22 protein-coding genes are annotated in these 20,613 nt (G+C 40.6%); 16 read left to right on the plus strand and 6 right to left on the minus strand.

Translation table 11 applies throughout. The annotated features are described in order from the left end of the window. Positions 1 to 2,381 precede the first annotated feature (2,381 nt). The 13 genes from NRF22_RS00005 to NRF22_RS00065 all read left to right on the plus strand — a co-directional run bounded on the left by NRF22_RS00005 (position 2,382) and on the right by NRF22_RS00065 (position 13,816). Positions 2,382 to 4,424 (plus strand): BglG family transcription antiterminator, encoded by a 2,043-nt coding sequence (locus NRF22_RS00005; RefSeq protein WP_263778572.1) that lies wholly within the window; start codon positions 2,382 to 2,384, stop codon positions 4,422 to 4,424. A gap of 1 nt (position 4,425) precedes the next feature. Beyond that, entirely contained in the window at positions 4,426 to 5,073 is a 648-nt protein-coding gene (locus NRF22_RS00010; protein ID WP_263778573.1) for a bifunctional 4-hydroxy-2-oxoglutarate aldolase/2-dehydro-3-deoxy-phosphogluconate aldolase, read from the plus strand. After that, positions 5,070 to 5,555, plus strand: a complete 486-nt coding sequence (locus tag NRF22_RS00015) for a PTS sugar transporter subunit IIA (RefSeq protein WP_263778574.1) — start codon at positions 5,070 to 5,072, stop codon at positions 5,553 to 5,555. Before NRF22_RS00010 ends, NRF22_RS00015 begins: the two co-directional genes overlap by 4 nt. A gap of 9 nt (positions 5,556 to 5,564) precedes the next feature. Beyond that, positions 5,565 to 5,849 (plus strand): PTS sugar transporter subunit IIB, encoded by a 285-nt coding sequence (locus NRF22_RS00020; RefSeq protein WP_263778575.1) that lies wholly within the window; start codon positions 5,565 to 5,567, stop codon positions 5,847 to 5,849. 19 nt (positions 5,850 to 5,868) lie between these two features. Then, the gene (locus NRF22_RS00025) at positions 5,869 to 7,236 is read left to right on the plus strand and encodes a PTS galactitol transporter subunit IIC (protein ID WP_263778576.1); all 1,368 of its coding nucleotides are present in this window, start codon (positions 5,869 to 5,871) and stop codon (positions 7,234 to 7,236) included. A 24-nt stretch (positions 7,237 to 7,260) separates the two neighbouring features. Continuing rightward, on the plus strand, positions 7,261 to 8,406 hold the full coding sequence (gene dgoD / locus NRF22_RS00030) for a galactonate dehydratase (protein ID WP_263778577.1): 1,146 nt from the start codon (positions 7,261 to 7,263) through the stop codon (positions 8,404 to 8,406). Continuing rightward, positions 8,400 to 9,008, plus strand: coding sequence for a hypothetical protein (locus NRF22_RS00035; protein WP_263778578.1), 609 nt, complete (start codon positions 8,400 to 8,402; stop codon positions 9,006 to 9,008). Before dgoD ends, NRF22_RS00035 begins: the two co-directional genes overlap by 7 nt. A gap of 232 nt (positions 9,009 to 9,240) precedes the next feature. Then, on the plus strand, positions 9,241 to 10,287 hold the full coding sequence (locus NRF22_RS00040; protein WP_263778579.1) for an Atu2307/SP_0267 family LLM class monooxygenase: 1,047 nt from the start codon (positions 9,241 to 9,243) through the stop codon (positions 10,285 to 10,287). Further along, the gene (locus tag NRF22_RS00045) at positions 10,287 to 10,967 is read left to right on the plus strand and encodes an NADPH-dependent F420 reductase (protein ID WP_263778580.1); all 681 of its coding nucleotides are present in this window, start codon (positions 10,287 to 10,289) and stop codon (positions 10,965 to 10,967) included. Before NRF22_RS00040 ends, NRF22_RS00045 begins: the two co-directional genes overlap by 1 nt. A 191-nt stretch (positions 10,968 to 11,158) precedes the next feature. After that, positions 11,159 to 12,052, plus strand: coding sequence for an ATP-binding cassette domain-containing protein (locus NRF22_RS00050; protein WP_263778581.1), 894 nt, complete (start codon positions 11,159 to 11,161; stop codon positions 12,050 to 12,052). Continuing rightward, complete coding sequence (locus tag NRF22_RS00055; protein ID WP_263778582.1) at positions 12,052 to 12,912, plus strand: ABC transporter permease; 861 nt, start codon at positions 12,052 to 12,054, stop codon at positions 12,910 to 12,912. The genes NRF22_RS00050 and NRF22_RS00055 overlap by 1 nt, the downstream gene beginning before the upstream one ends. Positions 12,913 to 12,959: 47 nt before the next feature. After that, positions 12,960 to 13,409: a LytTR family DNA-binding domain-containing protein gene (locus tag NRF22_RS00060; protein WP_263778583.1), complete on the plus strand. Its 450-nt coding sequence runs from the start codon at positions 12,960 to 12,962 to the stop codon at positions 13,407 to 13,409. Between the two features lie 11 nt (positions 13,410 to 13,420). Continuing rightward, entirely contained in the window at positions 13,421 to 13,816 is a 396-nt protein-coding gene (locus NRF22_RS00065; protein WP_263778584.1) for a DUF3021 domain-containing protein, read from the plus strand. Positions 13,817 to 13,995: 179 nt separating this feature from the next. On the opposite strand, the gene NRF22_RS00070 is transcribed toward NRF22_RS00065, so the two are convergent. The 5 genes from NRF22_RS00070 to NRF22_RS00090 form a co-directional block, all read right to left on the minus strand. Further along, the gene (locus NRF22_RS00070; protein WP_263778585.1) at positions 13,996 to 14,310 is read right to left on the minus strand and encodes a hypothetical protein; all 315 of its coding nucleotides are present in this window, start codon (positions 14,308 to 14,310) and stop codon (positions 13,996 to 13,998) included. Positions 14,311 to 14,437: 127 nt separating this feature from the next. Further along, on the minus strand, positions 14,438 to 14,659 hold the full coding sequence (locus tag NRF22_RS00075; RefSeq protein ID WP_263778586.1) for a hypothetical protein: 222 nt from the start codon (positions 14,657 to 14,659) through the stop codon (positions 14,438 to 14,440). A gap of 362 nt (positions 14,660 to 15,021) precedes the next feature. Then, the gene (locus tag NRF22_RS00080) at positions 15,022 to 15,513 is read right to left on the minus strand and encodes a GNAT family N-acetyltransferase (protein WP_263778587.1); all 492 of its coding nucleotides are present in this window, start codon (positions 15,511 to 15,513) and stop codon (positions 15,022 to 15,024) included. 100 nt (positions 15,514 to 15,613) lie between these two features. Further along, entirely contained in the window at positions 15,614 to 16,393 is a 780-nt protein-coding gene (locus NRF22_RS00085) for a (S)-acetoin forming diacetyl reductase (protein WP_263778588.1), read from the minus strand. A 108-nt stretch (positions 16,394 to 16,501) separates the two neighbouring features. Further along, positions 16,502 to 16,972, minus strand: a complete 471-nt coding sequence (locus NRF22_RS00090; RefSeq protein ID WP_263778589.1) for an Rrf2 family transcriptional regulator — start codon at positions 16,970 to 16,972, stop codon at positions 16,502 to 16,504. Between the two features lie 132 nt (positions 16,973 to 17,104). On the opposite strand from NRF22_RS00090, the gene NRF22_RS00095 reads away from it, so the two are divergent. Beyond that, the gene (locus NRF22_RS00095; protein WP_263778590.1) at positions 17,105 to 17,713 is read left to right on the plus strand and encodes a nitroreductase family protein; all 609 of its coding nucleotides are present in this window, start codon (positions 17,105 to 17,107) and stop codon (positions 17,711 to 17,713) included. An 80-nt stretch (positions 17,714 to 17,793) separates the two neighbouring features. Beyond that, positions 17,794 to 18,624: an aldo/keto reductase gene (locus NRF22_RS00100; RefSeq protein WP_263778591.1), complete on the plus strand. Its 831-nt coding sequence runs from the start codon at positions 17,794 to 17,796 to the stop codon at positions 18,622 to 18,624. A 30-nt stretch (positions 18,625 to 18,654) separates the two neighbouring features. Here the strand turns inward: NRF22_RS00100 and NRF22_RS00105 are convergent, their stop codons facing one another. Beyond that, on the minus strand, positions 18,655 to 19,635 hold the full coding sequence (locus NRF22_RS00105; protein ID WP_263778592.1) for a diacylglycerol/lipid kinase family protein: 981 nt from the start codon (positions 19,633 to 19,635) through the stop codon (positions 18,655 to 18,657). 352 nt (positions 19,636 to 19,987) lie between these two features. Between NRF22_RS00105 and NRF22_RS00110 the strand changes: the two genes are divergently transcribed. Further along, positions 19,988 to 20,611, plus strand: a complete 624-nt coding sequence (locus NRF22_RS00110; protein WP_263778593.1) for a cell surface protein — start codon at positions 19,988 to 19,990, stop codon at positions 20,609 to 20,611. Positions 20,612 to 20,613 lie beyond the last annotated feature (2 nt).

A 20,613-nucleotide genomic window follows, 5' to 3' on the forward strand; every position in this document is an offset into this window, starting at 1 on the left:
TGAACAGCTTAGTGAAGTTATGTCTGTTAACATTGGCTACCTGTGTCAACTAGCTAGTTAAACCTGTATACTAAATTCTGGTGTGAAAGCACCATCACTTCAAACTAAGTCTATCAGTGCTCGGAAATATCCGGGTGCTTTTTGTTTATTTATAGATATCAAACATGTTTATCGTATATAATGATCCATGGATGTCATGGTCGATATCCAATATCTTTATCCATAGTTCACGCTATGATAGGTCCTCGCTTTATGCGGGGACTTTTTGATTGTCCTTGGAATTTAGAAAGCGCTTTCTTTTAATGATGAATCGTGTTATTATATGAATAGGGTTAAAGAGATCATAAGGAGCAGCCATTGGCCGCTAAGAAAGATTTCTCGTATGAGCAAATTGGATCTCAGATGACCCGGAAGCAGTCCTTTCAGCATTTATGTAACGGCTATATTGGAGCGCAAGCTTTTGGTATCAACGTTCATTGAAATGTGCACAGCTAGAGATTTTGGGCAGAACCAAATGACTCGAAACTGTTGAGGGGCTGTTTTTTGTATAATAAATGTAGGCGCTTTCATAAGTGCCTGAAACTCATATTTTTTGCTTACTGTGATAAGTCATATATAGCACTTACAGCTCTCCCAACTGCCAGGGAGAGTTTTTGCGTCTTAGCCACATGATACTTTTATCCAAGGTGCTTGCACCGATAAATGAGCAACACAAAAATTTACAGCTGTCTTCGATGAAAAGTCGAAGGCTTTTTGATACGACCTCCTGTCAGAGAACTCCCAAACGAAGATTCCAAAGAAATTGACAGCTTTTCTGGTGCTTATCTTGATTGTGATAGATATTTTTTTAATATAATAAATCTTGAGGACAGGTGCAGGTCCTCAAGGTTACCTAACTCTATTAATGCAGCCCACTATCGATGGTGGGTTTTTCTATAATGATGGTTGAGGGAACCATGCCTTGTTGTTTTTTATTTATTTTTTGATAGTTGGCTTGTAGAAATGTCCATCATACAATGGCGGGTTTGTTAGCGAATGTTCTGGTAAAATTGAATACGGGTAGTTACTACCTAAAACTAAATTAGTCTTAGTGCTATTTCAGTTTTCATGTGATCCGAACTAATGAAAAGGCGGGGATCGAAAAACTCTCCAGTGAATCGCTGGGGAGTTTTTCTATATTTAGGTTGTGCCATACTTCCGTTTAAGCTATTTACAACAAACGAAATGAGCATCGGACAAATTGGCCAGGCCTTCGATAAAAATAGAAGGTTTTGTTTTATAATCAAGTGCGTAGGGGAGTGCAAACCCTTACACCCATAAAACTCAAGCATTGTTTAGTGTCCATGACTTAATTGTGATGGGCATTTTTTAATTTTCATTGAGGACACAGCCTCTCATAATGCGCAGCACTCACAACTTATTAATAAGTGTTTTTTAGTATAATAAATGTAAACGCTTATAATAGATAGGCGCCTATCAATCGTTATCCCCCTCAACGCATACAGAGTGTAATTATCCAAGTAGATATCTCTAGTATCTGGTTCCCAGCTGATCACTGGGAGTTTTTGTGCCTTGGATTCTATTTAACACTTACAATTTGGAATATCATGCGAGATTTTAAAAATTTAAATCCAGATACATTGCTTAGTATAACGGAAGCAACAAAATATTATTTTCATAAAGAAAAGCCGGTTCATATGAATATGGCATATTTGCAGAGATTCCACATTATGAAATGAAAAATCGCAAGATGTGGCAAGTTAAAGATATTGATGAATATATCGAAAAACACAAGATTTGAAAAGCCCCGTTCAAATTGAGAACTTGTATTTTGCCACATATTTGCCACAAAATCATATAAAGTGCCTTTATATAGGCGTTTGATAATCCGGGAGGGGGCACTAGGTGCAAATCTGGTGTCCTTGGGAATAACCGCCGTCATGGCGGTTATTTTGTGCCTAAATGCCGGTATAAAAAGGTTTGTGGACATTCATTGCTTACTCATAGCATGCCAATAAATGCCACTAACTTTTACCACATTTACCACCCTAAAATAGGGCCATCGCCTCCGTGTGACCAATACATTTGCGTTCCCATCTTTCTGTACTATGAATTAATATGTATGTAAGCGTTATCATAAAAAAATATCGCCAAGCATGAAAGTTAGGTCATTAGCAACTAGTTGCATGCCTCATACCATCTAACAATTGTTTTGATACATGAAATGAAAGTACCAATGAGCGCTTTGAGTGCTCTTTTAGTCACGGCAGTTCAATTCTGTTCACTATTTTGAGAAACAGTGCACAAAAATTGGAAAGAAAGCGCATACACTATCAATATATTCAAAATATAATTAAGTTGTTCCTATGGGGGGTGAGTTCGTGAATAAACGAGATTTGATCGTCCTAACTGAGTTGGTTCAGCATCCTGATTTAAAAAGTGCAGAGTTAGAGAAAAGTTTTGACCTTACTCGCAGGCAGTTATCATATTCTGTGAAGAATATTAACTCCCAATTGCTGAATAATCACTTACCCTTGATTTCTCGAACCTCTATAGGGACATTTGTCATTCCAAGAGAAGTTAAAACTTTTTTTATTGATCATCCTCAATCCAGAACATCTGGCTATGTCTATCATGATGCAGAACAGAGAAGATCTTTGATTGTGTTGTTAATTTTGACTAGTTCTAAAATTTTGTCATTGGCACACATTTTAAATCTCGTCAATGCTAGTAAAACAACAGTTGCTAATGATTTAAAAAATATTCGATCAGTATTAGGAGAAAAAAACTTAGTTTTAGCCTATACGAGGCAGCTAGGTTATTTTATTCGAGGTGAAGAACTATCACAGCGGATACTAATTAACCAAGCCGTGTCTGATCTCTTGCAGTACTTGGATGGCCGAATATTAATTGCTCGTTTAGCTGACTTAAACATCGAGAGGTTGATTCATTTTGTTCATCAAGTTGAAAGCAAGGTGGGAGTCTCATATTCGGATGATGCTTTTAATTATTTGGTTTATGTTTCGCTCATGCACATTACTAGAAATAGATCACAAAGGGTAAGTAATCCAAAGTATTTTTTTAATCAAATTGCTGACACATGTGAATTTCAAATTATTCGCGACATTTTAGATCCAAATTGGGTCTTTGATCAATCTGACGTTGAATGGCTATCAATCATTTTTCTTTCAGCGAATACTATAAAAGGAGACTTTTCACTTTCCGATATAGCTATTTTAAAGGCCACACAGGAAATGATCGCAAATTTTGAGAAGCAGACGCTGTTAGAGATTCACGATAAACTTGATTTTGAAAAGCGGCTATTAGCTCATTTACGCCCGGCCGTCTATCGTGTGAAATACAAATTGCATTTGAATGAGATAGGCATTTCGCAAGTCATGCCGAATGATCCTCAACATAAGGTTCTAGCGTCAGCGATTCGCAAAAGTATTTTGCCGTTAGAGGAGTTGACTGGTCGACCATTTCCGGATGAAGAAATTGATTTAATCGCATTTTATTTCGGAGGGGATCTTGTACAGCCGAGCGATGCTGTTCCTATCAAACAAAGGGCTGCAGTTGTATGCACGAACGGTGTTATTGCCGCCAAATTGATGTTTGAAAATTTGATTAGTCTTTTTCCAGAAATTAGTTTTTTATCAGCTACTTCTGCAAGAGAGTTCGAATCGTTCTCCAATGATTATGATTTGGTTTTTACCACAGTTCCTTTGAATACGGATGCAAAACAGTATATTATTCAGCCAGTGATGTCCTCCAATTCAGCGTTGCAGCTTCGATACCAGGTCCTTAATGATCTAGGCATTCACGATACGACAATTACCGTAGATAAAATTCTGCGGCTAGCTAGGAAGTACACTCAAATATTAGACATTGAAGGTCTGGAGACAGATTTGAAAAAAATGTTTTCAGGTCAACGTAGCTTGCGAGAGAATATTGAACTACTTCCTAATTTATCAGAATATATTCATCCGAATTTAATTCAAGTTGCCAATGAAGATCTGACATGGGACCAGGCTGTACGCATGGCCACTCAACCTCTGATTGATAAAGATATTGTGACTGAAAAATATTTGCAGGTGATCTTAAGTAATACGGCATCTACGAAAAATTATAGTTTTTTAGGTTCCCAAATGGCCATCCCTCATACAACACCTGAAAATGGTGTCCTGAAAGATGCATTTGGTTTCTTAGTTTTGCGTAAACCGACAATTTTTCCAAATGGACAACAAATTTCCGTAATTGCGCCTATTGCTATCAAAAATACAACCAAGCATCTTCGCGCGATTGAACAGCTGGCCGCGCTTGGAACGGATCGTCAGGCAATGACTCAAATCGTTTCGGCAAAGGATCCTCAAGTAGTGACAAATTTGATTCAAGCGAGTATTAAAAGAGGAGAGGGGAAATAGAATGCAAATTGATGAATACCCTATTTTTACAATTATCATGCGTGGCTATTCAAAAGAACAAGCTGATTCAATTATGCAAGCCATGTCTGGTTACGAAAAGTATTTTGCTGTCGAAGTGACCATGAACACAAATCATGCAATTGAGATCATCAAAGAGGGGCAGGCTAAGTTTGGTAACCGAATTCATATTGGTGCCGGAACGGTATTGCATCTAGGGGAAGCAAAGCAAGCACTTGACGCGGGAGCGGAATTTCTTCTTGGCCCAATGGCATTTACAAAAACCATCATTGATTTGGCACATCAAAAGAATGCGCTTGCTATTCCCGCTGCAATGACGCCGAGTGAAACCATGAGGATGTTTGATTCAGGAGCGGATATTGTCAAGATATTCCCAGCAACTACCGTTGGACCAGATTTTTTTAAGTCCATTCAGGCCCCACTTGGAGATTTGAGATTAATGGCTGTGGGGGGTGTTTCCTCTAGAAATGCTCAAGAATTTTTGAGTCATAGTACTAAATATCTTGGTATTGGTTCCAACATGTTTAATCGTGAAGATCTTTTGACAAACAATATTACTGGTCTATCTGAATCCTTAGCGTCCTTTGTCGCAACACTGAAAACATATGGAGAGGTGGTATCGAGAAATTGACAGTTGATTTAGTAATAGATAAAAATTTATTGCTGCCCCGTTTAAAGTTTCACACGCAAAATGAGGCTTTAACATACCTTGCAGATCAACTTTATAAACAAGGCAAAGTTAAGGCTGAGTATAGAGCGGCTATTCTCAAGAGAGAAGATGAGTATCCGACTGGGCTCCCATCTACCAAACCTGCAGTTGCGATCCCACATGCTGATTACAATTTAGTAAATGAGACATCGCTAGCAGTTGGCACATTGGAACAACCGATTTCTTTTCACAATATGGAAGATGTTAAATCGACCCTCGATGTAGAAATCATTATTATGATGGCGATTAGCGAGCCGCATGGTCAAGTCGAAATGTTACAAAGAATTGTTTCTTTGATTCAAAATGAAGAACTTAGGAAAAAAATTTTAGATGCAACAACATCTGACCAGCTGCAACAATTGATCACACCGATATTACTGACAAATGAATTAAAGGAAAATTAGGAGAAAAAAATGATTCGGATATTAGTGGCTTGTGGAAACGGGATTGCTACCTCTACTGTGGTAGCTTCAAAAATTAAAGGATTTTTAGTTTCTAAGGGCGTTCAAGCAGAGACAACGCAAACGAAATTGATGGAAGTACCTGGCAAGATCCAAGATTATGATTTATTAGTTACGACAGGCGAATTCAGTGGCCAAACTAAAGGCGTTCCATATGTGAAAGGTATGCCTTTATTAACCGGTATCGGTGCCGAACAAACACTTAACGAAATTTACGACATTACCCAGAAAAAATAACGTCGGGAGAAAATAACAAATGAACTATGTAATGAATGTTTTTAACTGGCTTATTGCGGCCGGCCCAACGGTTTTGCTGCCAGTCATAATTACTATTATTGGTCTTATTTTCGGTCTGAATATTGGTCGAGGTTTTAAATCTGGCCTGACCTTAGGGATCGGTTTTGCGGGCATTAAGCTCATTTTGGATTTTATGACAACAAATGTGGGCCCAGCTGCCAAAGCAATGGTGGAGCGTACTGGTGTTCACTTAAATGCTTTGGATGTTGGATGGGGTTCTATAGCAGCGATCACTTGGGCATCACCAATTATTGCTCTACTGATTTTCGCCATATTGCTTGTCAACATTGTTTTATTAATATTGAAGCGAACTAATACTTTGGATGTCGATATTTGGAATTATCACCACGTTGCAATCGTGGGAGTGATGGTATTCTTTGTAACAAAGAACATTGGGTTAGGAGTAGGTGCATCAGTTGTGATGGCTCTGATCACTTTTAAGTTAGCAGATTGGTCACAGCCGATGGTTGAAAATTTCTTTCATATTCCTGGTGTTTCATTACCAACAGTTTCGGCATTGTCTTCACTAGTCATCGCCTGGCCGCTCAACTGGCTGCTTGATCGAATCCCATTCTTCAGAAAGGCCAAATTCTCAATTCGTGATGCACAGAAATATCTCGGATTTTTCGGGGACTCTATGATTATGGGACTGATTATTGGGATGGTTATTGGTGCGCTTGCGGGTTATAACTTAATGCAAGTTCTTCAATTGGGGGTTAGCATGGCTGCAGTACTTGTGTTAATTCCTAAAATGACTGCCCTTTTCATGGAAGGATTGATGCCAATTTCGGAGGCTGCCCAAAAGTGGTCTCAAAAGCGTTTTAAAGGTCGTAAATTATTTATCGGATTGGATGCTGCTGTTGTAGTTGGAAATCAGGATGTTATTACAACAGCCTTGATCATTATTCCACTGACGATTGCGATGGCGTTAGTTTTACCAGGAAACAGTGTATTACCATTTGCAGACTTGGCCGTTGTGCCATTTCGAGTAGCCATGGTTGTCGCTCTCACTAATGGTAATTTACTTAAAAATATCATTATTGGGTTGGCAGTTACGGCCTCGTTATTGTGGTGCGGAACAACCACGGCGCCAGTTCTAACTGCCATTGCTAAATCAGTTGGAATCAAGTTGGGTACAAATTCGTTATTTATCTCATCTTTCGCGGCAACGTCAATGATCCAAAGTTTTGCCGTTTACTTTGCCTTTACGACCAACCAATTGATTCTAATTCCAATTCTGCTGTTGGTCTTTGCCGTTGTTTGGTACTACTTCGATGGGATTAAACATGTGAATGCCAGTGTGAATGCTCAAACAACAGAAGCATAAGAGAAAGAAAGAAGATTTAATTTTATGAAGATTTCAGATGTGATTGTTTACAAAGTTAAGCCTCGTTGGATTTTTGTCAAAGTGATGACTGACGAAGGCATTTCTGGTTGGGGCGAGATGATCTCCGGCACCAAAACAGAAACAGTTGTCAGTGGTGCTTATGAGATTGGCCGTACACTGATTGGCCGAGATCCCAATCAGATTGAAAAGCTTTGGCAGGAAATGCACCGTTCCTTTTTCCGAGGCGGCCCAATTAATGGCACGATTATTTCTGGACTAGAGATGGCGCTTTGGGATATTAAGGGCAAAGCGCTCGGTGTGCCAGTCTATGAACTGCTCGGCGGTCCGGCTCGCGATAAGATTCGCGTGTATTCCTGGATTGGCGGCGATCGTCCTAGCGATGTGGCTGAACAAGCTAAGAAACGCGTGGATCTCGGTTTTACAGCGATTAAAATGAACGCAACATCTGAATTGCATTATATTGATTCTTATAACAAGGTGACGGCTGTGGTAGACCGCGTTAAGTCTATCCGAGACGCCGTTGGGGATGCTTTAGAGATTGGGATTGATTTTCATGGCCGTGTTCATCGCCCAATGGCCAAAGTCCTGGCTAAGGCTCTAGAGCCCTACCATCCCATGTTTCTTGAAGAGGTGGTGCTGCCAGAAAACTGGGATTCTTTTGACGATATTGCACGCGAGGTCTCAATTCCTCTTGCCACCGGGGAGCGCTTGTATACACGCTGGCAATTTAAAGAACTATTTAACCAAGGGGCAATCGATATTGTTCAACCGGATGTAGCTATGTGCGGCGGTATCCTTGAGGCAAGAAAAATTGCCGCCATGGCCGAAGCTTATGATATGGCCGTGGCACCGCATGCACCCTATGGCCCTGTGGCCTTGGCTGCCACACTGCAGCTGGATGCTTGCACACCGAATGTCTTTATTCAGGAACAAAGCCTGGGAATCCATTATAATCAAGGATTTGATCTGCTGGATTTTGTTAAAAATAAAGAAATCTTTCAATATAAAGATAGTTATGTGGAACTCCCTACAGGCCCGGGGCTTGGTATTGATATGGATGAAGACAAAATTAAAGAAGTTGCTCAAGAAGGGCTTGTTTGGACCAATCCTAAATGGAAGAACTATGATGGCACAATAGCTGAGTGGTAGGAATTGCAATTATGATTAATTTGATAGCTACGTTATTCCTGTTGATAGTACTCTTGTATTTCGAATTTCGACAACAACGATTATTACTTATTCGAGCAAAAAACTCTCGTTTGAAATTGTTTTTAGCTTCGATAGCCTCTGCATCACTCATTTGGTTATTTTGGAGTCCGGTTTTAGAAAAGAACATTCAGTCATTTATAATAGCTGCTATATTTTTCAGTGTTGCATTTTATCACCAAGGTTTGGGAGAGTCGAAAGTGATTACTTATGGATCGGTAAGCAATGCTAGCGATTATGAGCGATATGACCAAGTCATCATTGAAAGAATTCGTCAGTGCACCATGCTTACCTTTGAATCTAAAAAGGGTGGCAGCTATTCAATCATATTTGACACAGCTGCAGAGATATTAGAATCTTTTCTGAAGAAAAGGTTGCCTAAAAAAACAAAGCTCTTACATGCTGATGAATATATGAGACTAAAAGAGTTAGAAGAGCGCGATAAGAGAAATATTGAAGCTAAGCGTTTAGCAGCGATTAGGACACGGCCAAGTAGGAATAGATTTATTAGACAAAACCAGAGGTCAAAAAACCGTGTTGAATAATGGCCTTTATGATCAAAATATTTCGAAAGTATAACCGCCGGTATGGCGGTTTTTTGTGCCTAAATGCCGGTATGACAGGTTATAACTATTATGTTTGTTGCCAATGACGTTTGCAGAGAACCTTGATCATGCATCAAATGCAAAACCATTGCAGGTCAAAAATCTGCGTATCTTGCAATCAACGTTAGTATATGGTTTACTTACTAAAAGTAAGATAAAAGGAGCACTAGTGATGGATACAATCAGTTTCGGTTTGGATATCTTTGGTGATTTAGCTTTTGATGACAAGGGCCAATTAACAACTTATGCGCAAGCAATCAGGCAAGTCCAAAGGGAAGGCATTTTAGCGGACCAGCTTGGTGTTGATATTTTTGCCTTGGGCGAACACCATCGGCCGGATTATGCGATTTCCAGTCCTGAAATGGTTTTGGCTGCGATTGCCAGTCAGACCAAACGCATCAAATTGTCTTCTGGCGTGACTGTGTTGAGTTCCGAGGATCCGGTCAGAGTATTTGAGCGTTTCGCGACACTTGATGCTGTCTCTAATGGCCGGGCGGAAATTATTTTGGGCCGTGGTTCTTTTACGGAATCGTTTCCGCTTTTCGGCTATGATTTAACCGATTATAATGAACTATTTGAAGAAAAGACGGCTCTTTTCAAACAGCTTTTATCAGAAAAACCAGTGACTTGGCAAGGAAAAATGCGTGCACCATTAAAAAATGCTGACGTTTTCCCAAAGACGGCCGGAGGTAATATCGAAACCTGGATTGGGGTCGGTGGTTCTCCGGAATCAATCATTCGAGCTGCCAGGTACAGTTTTCCGGTGGTTTTAGCTGTGATTGGCGGAGCACCTGAAAGATTCAAGCCTTACATTGATTTATACCACCGAGCCGCTGAAAAATTGGGTACGACAGTCGGCCCTGTTGGCATCCACTCGCACGGATTTGTTTCTAATAATAACGAAGAGGCTGTTAATGGCGCTTGGCGGACGATTCGTGCCATGTTAGACAAAATAGGAAGCGAAAGAGGCTGGGCCGCGATGTCAGAAGAACAGTTTCAGCAAGAAATTTTAAATGGCTCCATGTATGTCGGAACGCCTGAAATTGTTGCCGTAAAAATTGCCCACGTGATTAAAAATCTGCAGCTGCAGCGTTTTGACTTGGTATATGGTGCCGGGAAGCAGACAATTGCAGAGCGTTTGCAAACGATTACTTTATACGCCAATGAAGTGATTCCAAGAGTGAAATTCTTGTTAAAGGACGAAAAGGAAGTTTACTAATGGCAGACAAATTGGGGATTTTAGGTTTTGGCAAACTGGGTACGGTGCTTGGCCAATTAGCTGTTAGGGCCGGTTATGATGTCTACATTGCTGGCTCCGGTACAACAGATAAAATTGCGCTGACTGCTGACATATTGCTGCCCCAAGCTCACTTGATGCTAGCAAAAGAACTGCTTGGACAAGTTGATGTTGTGATTCTGGCATTTCCTTTGGGCAAGTATCGAACACTGGACCCGCTACTTTTCAAAAATAAAATTGTGATCGACGCCATGAATTATTGGTGGGAGACTGATGGCCGGCATCCTGAATTTCAAGACCCCGTCTTGTCGACGAGCGAAATGGTGCAAGCTCATTTAAATCAAAGCCATGTTGTGAAAGCTTTTAATCATATGGGTTATCATGACCTGCTTGATTATGCTGACCAGTCAGATCCGAAAAAAGCCATCGCTGTAGCCGCTGATGATGTGCCAAGCCGCGCAGTCGTGGCAGAGATTGTGAAACGACTAGGTTTTCAACCTGTGATTTTGGATTCGCTCGCTGAAGGGATTAAATTAGAACCCGGAACGAACGTGTTTGGCGCCGATTTTAATCGAGCAGAATTGCTAAACGCGATTGATCACTATTTTGAAACGGATTTTGGCAAAAAAATCCTTCAAAGCAGCAAAAAACATTCTTTTTAAACTAAAACTCAGACATTTTGTCTGAGTTTTTTTGTTGCCTAAAAAGACAAGACTTGCCGCTAGAATAATGCAATCAAGTCCTTGTTCTAACCGCTTATTGGCCTTTTTCGACCACTCATCGGCAGCGAACCTTTTCAGCATTGCTAGTTGTTTACACTTTTTCTTGTCACAAAGAGACGGAGGATGTGTGGATGATAGACGTGTTAAAAGTACAAGGATTAAAGAAAAACTACAGTCATCGTCAAGCGGTCAAAGGCATAGATTTGACTATTAAAAATGGCGGTTCCTTGATTGCATTTTTGGGCCCAAACGGAGCCGGAAAATCGACAACGATTAAGATGCTGACAACTCTTTTAAAACCGACGGCTGGCAGTATTGAAATCAATGGTCAACAGCTGCCAGAAAAAATTCGCGAACAGATTGCTGTTGTTTTTCAAGAAAGTGTCATGGATGCAGATTTAACGGTCCGGAAAAATTTACTTGTTCGTTGGAAATTATATCGAGGACAATCCAAAAGCAGCGTATCTGAGCTGATTCATCAAGTGCATGCGCAGGACTTTCAGAATCAAAAATACGGCTCGCTTTCGGGCGGGCAAAAAAGGCGCGTTGATATTGCCCGAGCTCTGATTAACCAGCCTAAAATTCTCTTTTTGGACGAACCGACGACTGGCTTGGACATTCAAACGCGCAGCTTGATTTGGCAGATGCTGTCATTAATGCGTAAAAAACAGGGGATGACGATCTTTTTGACAACTCATTACTTAGAAGAGGCTGAACAGGCTGATCAAGTCGATATCATTGATCATGGTCAGATCATCGCGCAGGGTACAGCTGCAGATTTAAAAAAACGTTTTGCAAAAAGCCAATTAACACTTTTTTCTGATGAACTGGCGCAACTCAATCAGCAGCTGCCCAAACAGTTTAGCCGCCAGCTGACTGATTCAAAAATTGTTGTGCGAGTGGATAACACTGCAGACGCGATTCATTTATTATCGGATTTTGCCGATAAAATTAAAAATTTTGAATTCCGTCCAGGTACGATTGACGATATGTTTATGGCTTTGACAGGAAAGGAGATCCGCTAATGCTGGCCATCACGCAAAGAAATCTTAAATTGTATTTTAGAAACCGAGCCAGCGTTCTTTTTTCACTGATGAGTGCTTTGATCGTGCTGGGACTCTATCTTGTTTTTTTGAAAAACGGCATGCAAAAGAATTGGTCGCATCTGCCTGATGCGATTCAATTACTTGATCCTTGGCTCATAGGCGGCATGATGTCTGTCACAGCGACGACGGCAAGTCTCAATGCCATTGAACAGTTAGTCCGTGATCGGCAAGGGCATCAGCTGCAGGATTTTCTTGTCACGCCAACCAAATCAGCTTGGATTCAATTGGGTTATTTTTTAAGCGCAGTCTTGATTGCGGTGATTATGCAACTGGCTGTGTTATTGGTCGCTGCCGGTTATTTCAGTTTTGCCGACAAAATTCAAATAAGACTAAGGACATTGCCAGCTTTGATAGCAATTATTTTTTTGAACGGATTGTGTGCAACAGCCTTGAATCTTGTGATTATTTCTTTTGTCAAAAAAGTAACAACTTTGTCCATTATTGGATCCATTGTCGGAACAGCCTCAGGATTTTTAGCAGGTATTTATATTCCCATCGGCACACTGCCAGCTTTTGCTCAAAACTTGATTAAGCTTTATCCTGGCGCTTATTCAGCGTCTCTCTTTCGACGAATTTTAATGCAGCCCCAGATAGCCGTTTCTTTTCGCCATGTCAAAGAAGGGCAATTGGCCTTGTTTAAAAAAATGCTGGGCATTGGTTATCAATGGGAATCTATGACCACCTTTACTCAAGAATTTATTGTCTTAGCGGCTGTGACGGTCATTGCCTTAGTGCTAGTGCTTGCCAAGAACCGTTGGGTCAACAGCAGACAGGCGTGAGCGCCGCAAGTGTTTTATAATGACTTTATTTTATAAGGGAGGCCGATTTGCATATTTCTTTTTTACCCAATAAAACCTTGCCGGCCAATCAAGTTAATATCGTCATCGAAGCAGTGGCATATACGGCCGAGATTCAAAAAATCAACGATTATTTGGACAAGTACGACAAAATTAGCGACATTTTGTCTTTTAATGACGGCGAGTCCGTTAGAGTGGTTCATCAGAAAAATATTATGTTTATTGAGGTGTTTCATGATGAATTGAGGGTGACGAGCGACGCAAGCGTTCTGACGGCTCGTGGTAGGTTCTATAAAATTTTAGAGCACTTAGATAGTGATTTTATTCAAATCGGTCGTGCCACAGTCATCAATCTTAATTTTCTGCAATCCTTGGAAACTGTTTTTATCGGCAATCCGGTCGCAGTTATGACTAATGGTCAGAAATTGCCGATCAGCAGAAGATATCTTGTTAATTTGAAACATAAATTAGGGATTTGACCAGGAGCCTCATGTTGAAAAAAGTTATCAGATATATTTTAATCGGGATTGGTTTTGCATCATCAATTTATTTGATTGGCAAACTTTTCTCCGGATCGGTGAATTTTTCAAAACTGGAAATCGTCAGCACCTTGCTTATGGGTGCTTCGATCGGTCTTGTTTCGATGATTTTCGAATTAGACGATTATTTAAATTTTGCCAGTCAGTTGGTGATTCATTTTGTTCTAACGGCTGCCCTTGTTTTCGTCTACAGCCTAGTCAATCACTTTTTAATCAATTCCTGGGAAATGTGGTGGCTGACATTTGTGATTATTTATATCGGCGTATGGGTTGTTGTGACCACACAAATCAATCAAGATGTGCTGGCTATTAACCGAAAATTACAAAGTAGGCATCATACAAAATAATGCGAGTTCATCGCGATTATTGGCACGTAAAAAAGTTTGAACATGACTTTAGATAAAATTGATCTGTTTTCATTTTTTAGGAATAATGTCCATAAAGTGGGTGGATAATACAATATTTTGATGATAATTTTCTAAAAATATCTCAAAAAATAACTTTTTTAACCACCTAACAGGAACCGTTAATGCACGTAAACCGTTACAAAAGTGACTAATCCGAAAAGGATGCCGGGTGCGTTTGAAATGATGACCGGCCAATCTTTGTAAGTTTTTAACCAGCCGTAGGCCACCCAAAGAGTTGCGTTAATCGTGGCCACAGCAGGCTGAATGGGTGAAACCGGATTCCCGGAGAAATTGGACATAATTTGTGGGATATAGGAAATATACATAAGCGAACAAGCCAGAATGGCGAATTTGCTCATCATTTTAAGGCTTTTAATTCGTTTGGCTGTTGTTTGTTTCTTTTCATTTTCTGCGACGTAATTATCAATTTTCATAAAACCTCCACGCTTTAAAAAAATACTCGGTTTTTAACATACAAAATGAAAATTAACTGTTTATAAACACGTCACAAAATGGCAAAGACAGACGACTAAATAAAAAAGCCCTTCCAAATTTGGCTTTTTAGATTAATGGATCGATTTGAGTGGGCTTGGCTTCAGGTACAATTGTCACGATGCTTGCTTCACGAAAATAAACTTTGTAATCTGCCGTATCGGTGCTTTTGAAAATATTTGTGTTATCAGGCAACTGATCGATTTTCTTTATTTCACGAGATTGGCCATTTGTAAAAGTGACAAGCACATGATCATTGTCCTTTAATAAATCCTTGATGAGATTAAACATATTGCACTCCTCTGTGTTTGATTAGATTAATAACCGGCTTCATTTTATCAAAGGCAGCCTAAAGGAATATTAAAGGAAGAGAAGAGGAAGATTTTTTAGAAAGCGCTTTCATTAAGCGACGAAAGCTGTTATAATTAAATCAGGGTCAAGGAGATCACAAGCGGTGATTGGATTCACTGTTAAAGATTTCGCGAATGAGCAAAGTTGGATCTCAAAGGACCCGGGAGCAATCTCATCAGCATTTAGCGACGTGATCAATGGAGCGTCATTGCTTTAGAATCAGTTGTTCGTTAAATGTTCACAGTCTTGAAGAGTTGGGTAAAACCATATGATTCGTCACTGCTGGTGGGGTTGTTTTTTTATTATGCAAAGGTTGTCAAATCTTTCATGTAAAACAGATCCATGCTGTTGTGCAAAGAACCCGACAAGGCAGCGGGCAATTTTTTAAAGGCGAGCTTTTCATAGATATGTACGGCGGCTTTTAAACGATGATGCGTCTCCAAATAGACGGACAAATAGCCGGCATGCTTGGCAAAAACCAAGGCCTGATGCAGCAGATCGTAACTATAATGTTGGCCTTTTACCTGATCGGATAAATACAATTTTTGAAGTTCGGCGATATGATGCGTGCTATCGAATTCGGCGATCCCGCAGCCGCCAAGCGCGTTGTCTTGTTCATCCGTTAATACGAAGTAGGCACGATTTTTGGCCGCAGCGTAAAAACGGCTTAAATGAGCCAACTCTGGATCAAAGTATGCGGTTCCTGGGATGTCCAGTGCGAAGTGTTTTAAATTATTTTGGATGATGGCTTTTAAAGGCGCATCATCTCTAGCCTGAATGTCTCTTATCTGCATGCTCTACTCGTTTTTGATTATCTCGTTTATAAAATCTTACCGCATCTAAAAAAGAACGTAACAAAAAAGCCCGCGCATGCAGGCTTTTTCAATCAGAAAATTAGTTAAATACCATACCACCATCGACAATGATTGTCTGACCGGTGATGTAATTTGAATCAGGCCCAGCCAAAAATGAAGCAACACTGGCAACGTCTTCTGGCTCGGATAGTTTGCCTAAAGCGATTCCCTTGGCAAATTGTGCCATACCCCATTCGTCGTCTTTGCCAGCATTTTGGCCAACTTCGTGGGCAATGTCTTCCATCATAGGTGTCTTAACGATACCGGGCGCATAGGCATTAACCGTAATATTGGAAGCTGCAAGTTCTTTGGCAGTTGTCTGCGTGATACCACGAATCGCGAATTTGGTTGAACCATAGACAGTCAAGCTAGGGTTACCCTGAACACCAGCTTGTGAAGTGGCATTGATAATTTTACCACCATGGTTAAACTTCTTGAAAGCTGTCACTGCGGCCTGTGTGCCCCAAATGACACCGTCAACGTTGATTTTCCATGTCCATTCCATGTCATCTTCAGTGACTTCCATAATCGGTGTCGTTGGTGCAACGCCGGCATTATTTACGATCACATTCAAATCACCGAATTTGTCGCTGATTTTCTCGACAGCAGCGAAAACTTCATCGCGCTTGGAAACATCGCCCTTGACTGCAAAGGCTGTGTCGGCCCCAAATTCATCATTGATGCTCTTGGCGACTGCATCGACTTTTTCAACGTGACGGCCGACCAAACCAACTTTAAAACCATCTTTTGCCAAACGCTTAGCGATGGCTTCGCCGATACCTTGACCGGCGCCCGTAACAACTGCAACTTTATCCGACATTTTTCCTTTAGCTCTCCTTAAATCCTTAATGTACAATAAATCACAAGTGCAATTATAGCAAAAAAGGCAAAATTTCACAATGTATTAAATGAAAATTTCCAAAGTCTGTTATTTAGTCTCTGCAATTGATTGTTTTCTAGACAATTTGATGTCGGAAACAATATCTTGCAAGGAAATCACAGCCATTTTGGCCTGTGCAGCGTTTTGTATTTCGTCATAATAGTGGTGAACAATAGTCGGAATTTGTTTGCCGATCGGGCAATCCGGCGAGGTATGCTGGTCAATTTTAAGAAGCTCAGGGTGTTCATCCAAGGCCAAATAGATATCCAGCAGCGAAATTTTATTTGCCGGCCTGGACAACATAGGCTGAGTCGCGCCTTGTACGGTATTGATCAGGCCCGCTTTGGACAAACGGCTCATAATACGTCTTACCAGACTAGGGGCAGTCTGGAGGCTTTCTGCAATTTGAGCACTTTTAACTTGGGATTTGTTGTTGATTGCGATATAAGCCAGCACATGAGTGGCATCACAAAGCTGTGTATTAGCCATAATCCTTTCTTTCACCTTAATAGTTGTCACTTATTATATAACACATTCTTTGTCAACAAGGCTCTTTGAAGCTCATTGACAAGTGATATTGGCAGGCATAGAATCTAACATGTTATAAAAAAAGTAACATCTTAATCTAAAAATATGGGAGATTCTATCAGTATGATTGATCACAGTTACCTTGAATTATTGAAAAGCCGGCGTTCCATTCGGACTATCGGAAAGAACGTCAATTACAGCAAAGAAGAAATTACGGATTTGGTTGAGCAAGTCATTAAAGAATCGCCAACGGCTTTTAATAACCAGACTGTGCGGTCCATCATTTTATTTGGCAAGTCATCTGATCTGGTCTGGGAAATTATCGCAGAACGCTTGAAAGCAGAAGTACCCAACCAAGAGGCATATGAGCAGACAAAGGCTAAGATTGACGCTTTTAAGGCTGGTTTTGGTACAATTCTTTATTTCTCGGATCAGCCGACGATTGAAAAAGATATGGCACAATTTACCCTTTATAAAGATAATTTCCGAGATTGGTCTGAACAGGGGCTAGGCGGAGCTGAAATCAATGTCTGGACAGCCTTGGCTAATGTTGGGCTAGGAGCCAGTCTGCAGCACTACAATCCTTTAATTGATGATCAGATCAAACAAGCCTTTCAAGTTCCCGACGGCTGGATTTTAAGAGCACAAATGCCTTTTGGGTCTATTGAAGCACCGGCTGACGATAAAGATTATCTGGCAGATGATCTGCGTTTTAAAGTACGCTATAACTAAAATTTAGACCAATTATTTGTGATTTTTGTCTATTGACATGCTCCTTCAACTAAAATATGGGTCATGGAGGCATTAAATTCATGGAAAATTATGTATTAAGCGACGGATTGCGTTTGCCTAAAGTTGGTTTTGGTACTTACCTGCTGAACGGTACACAAGGGGTGAATACGATTGTTTCCGGCATTCAGGCTGGTTATCGTTTGCTGGATTCTGCTTTTAATTATGAAAATGAAGGCGCATTAGGTCAAGCTGTTAAACGGGCTGGCATCAATCGTGCCGACTTGATTATTACTTCTAAATTACCAGGCAGGCACTATGGCTTTCAAGATGCGATCAGCACGATTCAGGAATCACTTTATCGAGCAGGATTGGATTATTACGATCTGTATCTGCTGCACTGGCCTAATCCTAAGCGCGGCCAATATGTCGAAGCTTGGCAGGCACTGATTCAAGCTCAGAAATTTGGCTTGATTCGCTCGATTGGGGTCTGCAATTTTCTGCCTGAACACTTAGACAAGTTGGAAAAAGAGACAGGCGTTATGCCTGTAATTAACCAAATTGAGCTCCACCCATACTTCAATCAGCAATCACAGCGCGATTATGACACAAAGCACAATATTTTGACTGAAGACTGGAGCCCGTTAGGACGTGCCAGTCAAATGCTGAAAAACGATACGTTAATTAAATTAGCAGCTAAATACAATAAAAATGTCGGCCAACTGATTCTCCGTTGGGAAGTGCAATTGGGAACATTGCCGATTCCTAAAGCATCGTCTCCGGCACGTCAGTTCGGCAACATGGACCTGTTCGACTTTGTGATTTCAGATGGTGATATGTCGATAATTAATAGTCTGACAAAACCCGATGGCCGAAGCGATAATCAGGATCCAGCCGAGTATGAAGAGTTTTAAAAATTTATTAAAAACGTTGGCAGAAAACTGTCAGCGTTTTTTATTGATTGTCTCCGGCAGCCAAAAAGGGTAGCTGCTTCTGGAAAAATGAACCTGATAATTTTCTTGATCGATTGATTTGCCGTCTACTTGTGCAGTTTGCCTGCTGTTGACTTCAATCGTAAAATCGTGTGTTAACAAAGCATTATCAACAGCTTTCATATGATATTGAAAACCGCCGAAAATAATTGCCAGCATGTCGATAATGATTTGGAACAGATGGTGTCTTTGAAACAGCACGAATTTCAGATTATTTTCATGCAGTTTTGCATCCGGCGCTACTTTAATACCACCACCAAAGTAGGGATGATTGGTGACGATCATCAGATAGGCTTTGGCATAGCTTTTAGTCAGATCCAGTCCTTGGATTTTGGCTGAGAAACCCTTGGTTTGAAAAATGGTAAACACAGCTGCAATCAAATAACTAATTGCGCCCAAGCCAATGTGATTCAATAGATTTTTGTAGGAGGATTGATTAGCCCTTTTTAAAACAGAACCGTCAAAACCAATGCCAAAACTGTTCATAAAGAAACGCTTAGGCTGATTGTCTTGTAGCTGATAACTACCGATATTGATCGGTTGGGAATGTGTCGTCCGTAAGAGGTCAGAAAGGCCTTGTTTCCAGTGACTCGCTGATTTCAGTCCAGCGCCGCGAGCAAAGTCATTGCCAGAGCCTGCAGGGATATAGGCTAACGGCAACGGATATTGGCGCTTAGCTTCAATCAGGCCATTAAGGACTTCATGCAGCGTGCCATCGCCGCCAAAAGCCAAGACAACGACATCTGACTCTTTGTCTGGGAGACTGCTGGCTAAATCATAAGCCAGATCTTCCGGTGCGCCAGGGTAGGCAGAAAGCAGGACGGATAGACGAACATTCATCCCGATCATGTGTTCTTGAATCTGCTGCCAGATTTTATAACCTCGATAATTACCGGCATGCTGATTCACGATTGCATAAAAATGTGCACGCATAATTCTTAATTGTATGCTTTTAACTGCTGAAAGTGCTATTTTGACACAGTCCTATCGGATGGAAAACGCAAATGAGTACTTAATCTGAGTTAAAAAAATTGATTTTTTTTGAACAAAAAAGCAATTTTGACCCTTTTTTTATAAATTTGTATATTACAAGTGGGTGATAATTCGCTGTTTGTTTTAACTTATTAAAAAAGTTTAAAGTGAAAAATAGTCTTAAGTTCAAATATTACAAAAGTTTATCCCTTTTTTAAGGCTTATTGCTATATACAATTAAAAACCTGTGTTACAAAAAGACAATCTAAATGATATTTTGCAGTAATTTTCGGGCGGGAACATTGTTCTTGCAATGAAACATATTACCGTCAATACTGTTGCCAGATCTATGATCTTGGCCGCAGTCGTCATGTCCGGACATTTCCAGGCCTCGACTATCACCACTGCGCAGGGAGTTTTAAATGGTCAGGGCAAATTCCAAAAACAAATAAATAGTTTATCTTCGGCTCATGTTGTTGAACAAAATTCGATTAACGATCAATTTGCAATCAGAGCTGAAGCTGATAAAAAAATTGCTGCACAAGAAGCAGCAAAGAAAGAGGCTGAACAAAAAAAAGCCCAAGAAGCCAAACAAGCAGCTGAGGCAAAGGCACAAGCACAACGCGCAGCCGAACAGAGAGCAGCAGCTCAACGGGCTGCCCAAGTTCGTCCAACCAGTTATCAAGTCAATTCTGCTGCATCAAGCGGCAGTTACGGCGTTACGGGAAATGCATCCAAAGAATGGATTAAATCAATCGAGTCCGGTGGCAATCCTAATGCAGCTAACGGCCAATATCAGGGCTTGTTCCAAATGGGTTCACAGGCTGCAGCTAGTTACGGCGGCTATTCGGGTTCGGCAGCAGATCGTTATGTTGCGGCACGCTATGGATCGTGGGAAGCCGCAGCTGAGCACCATCGTATTTACGGCTGGTATTAAAT

The organism is Oenococcus kitaharae (genome assembly GCF_025758695.1).
In the GTDB taxonomy this organism is placed as follows: Bacteria; Bacillota; Bacilli; order Lactobacillales; family Lactobacillaceae; genus Oenococcus; species Oenococcus kitaharae_A.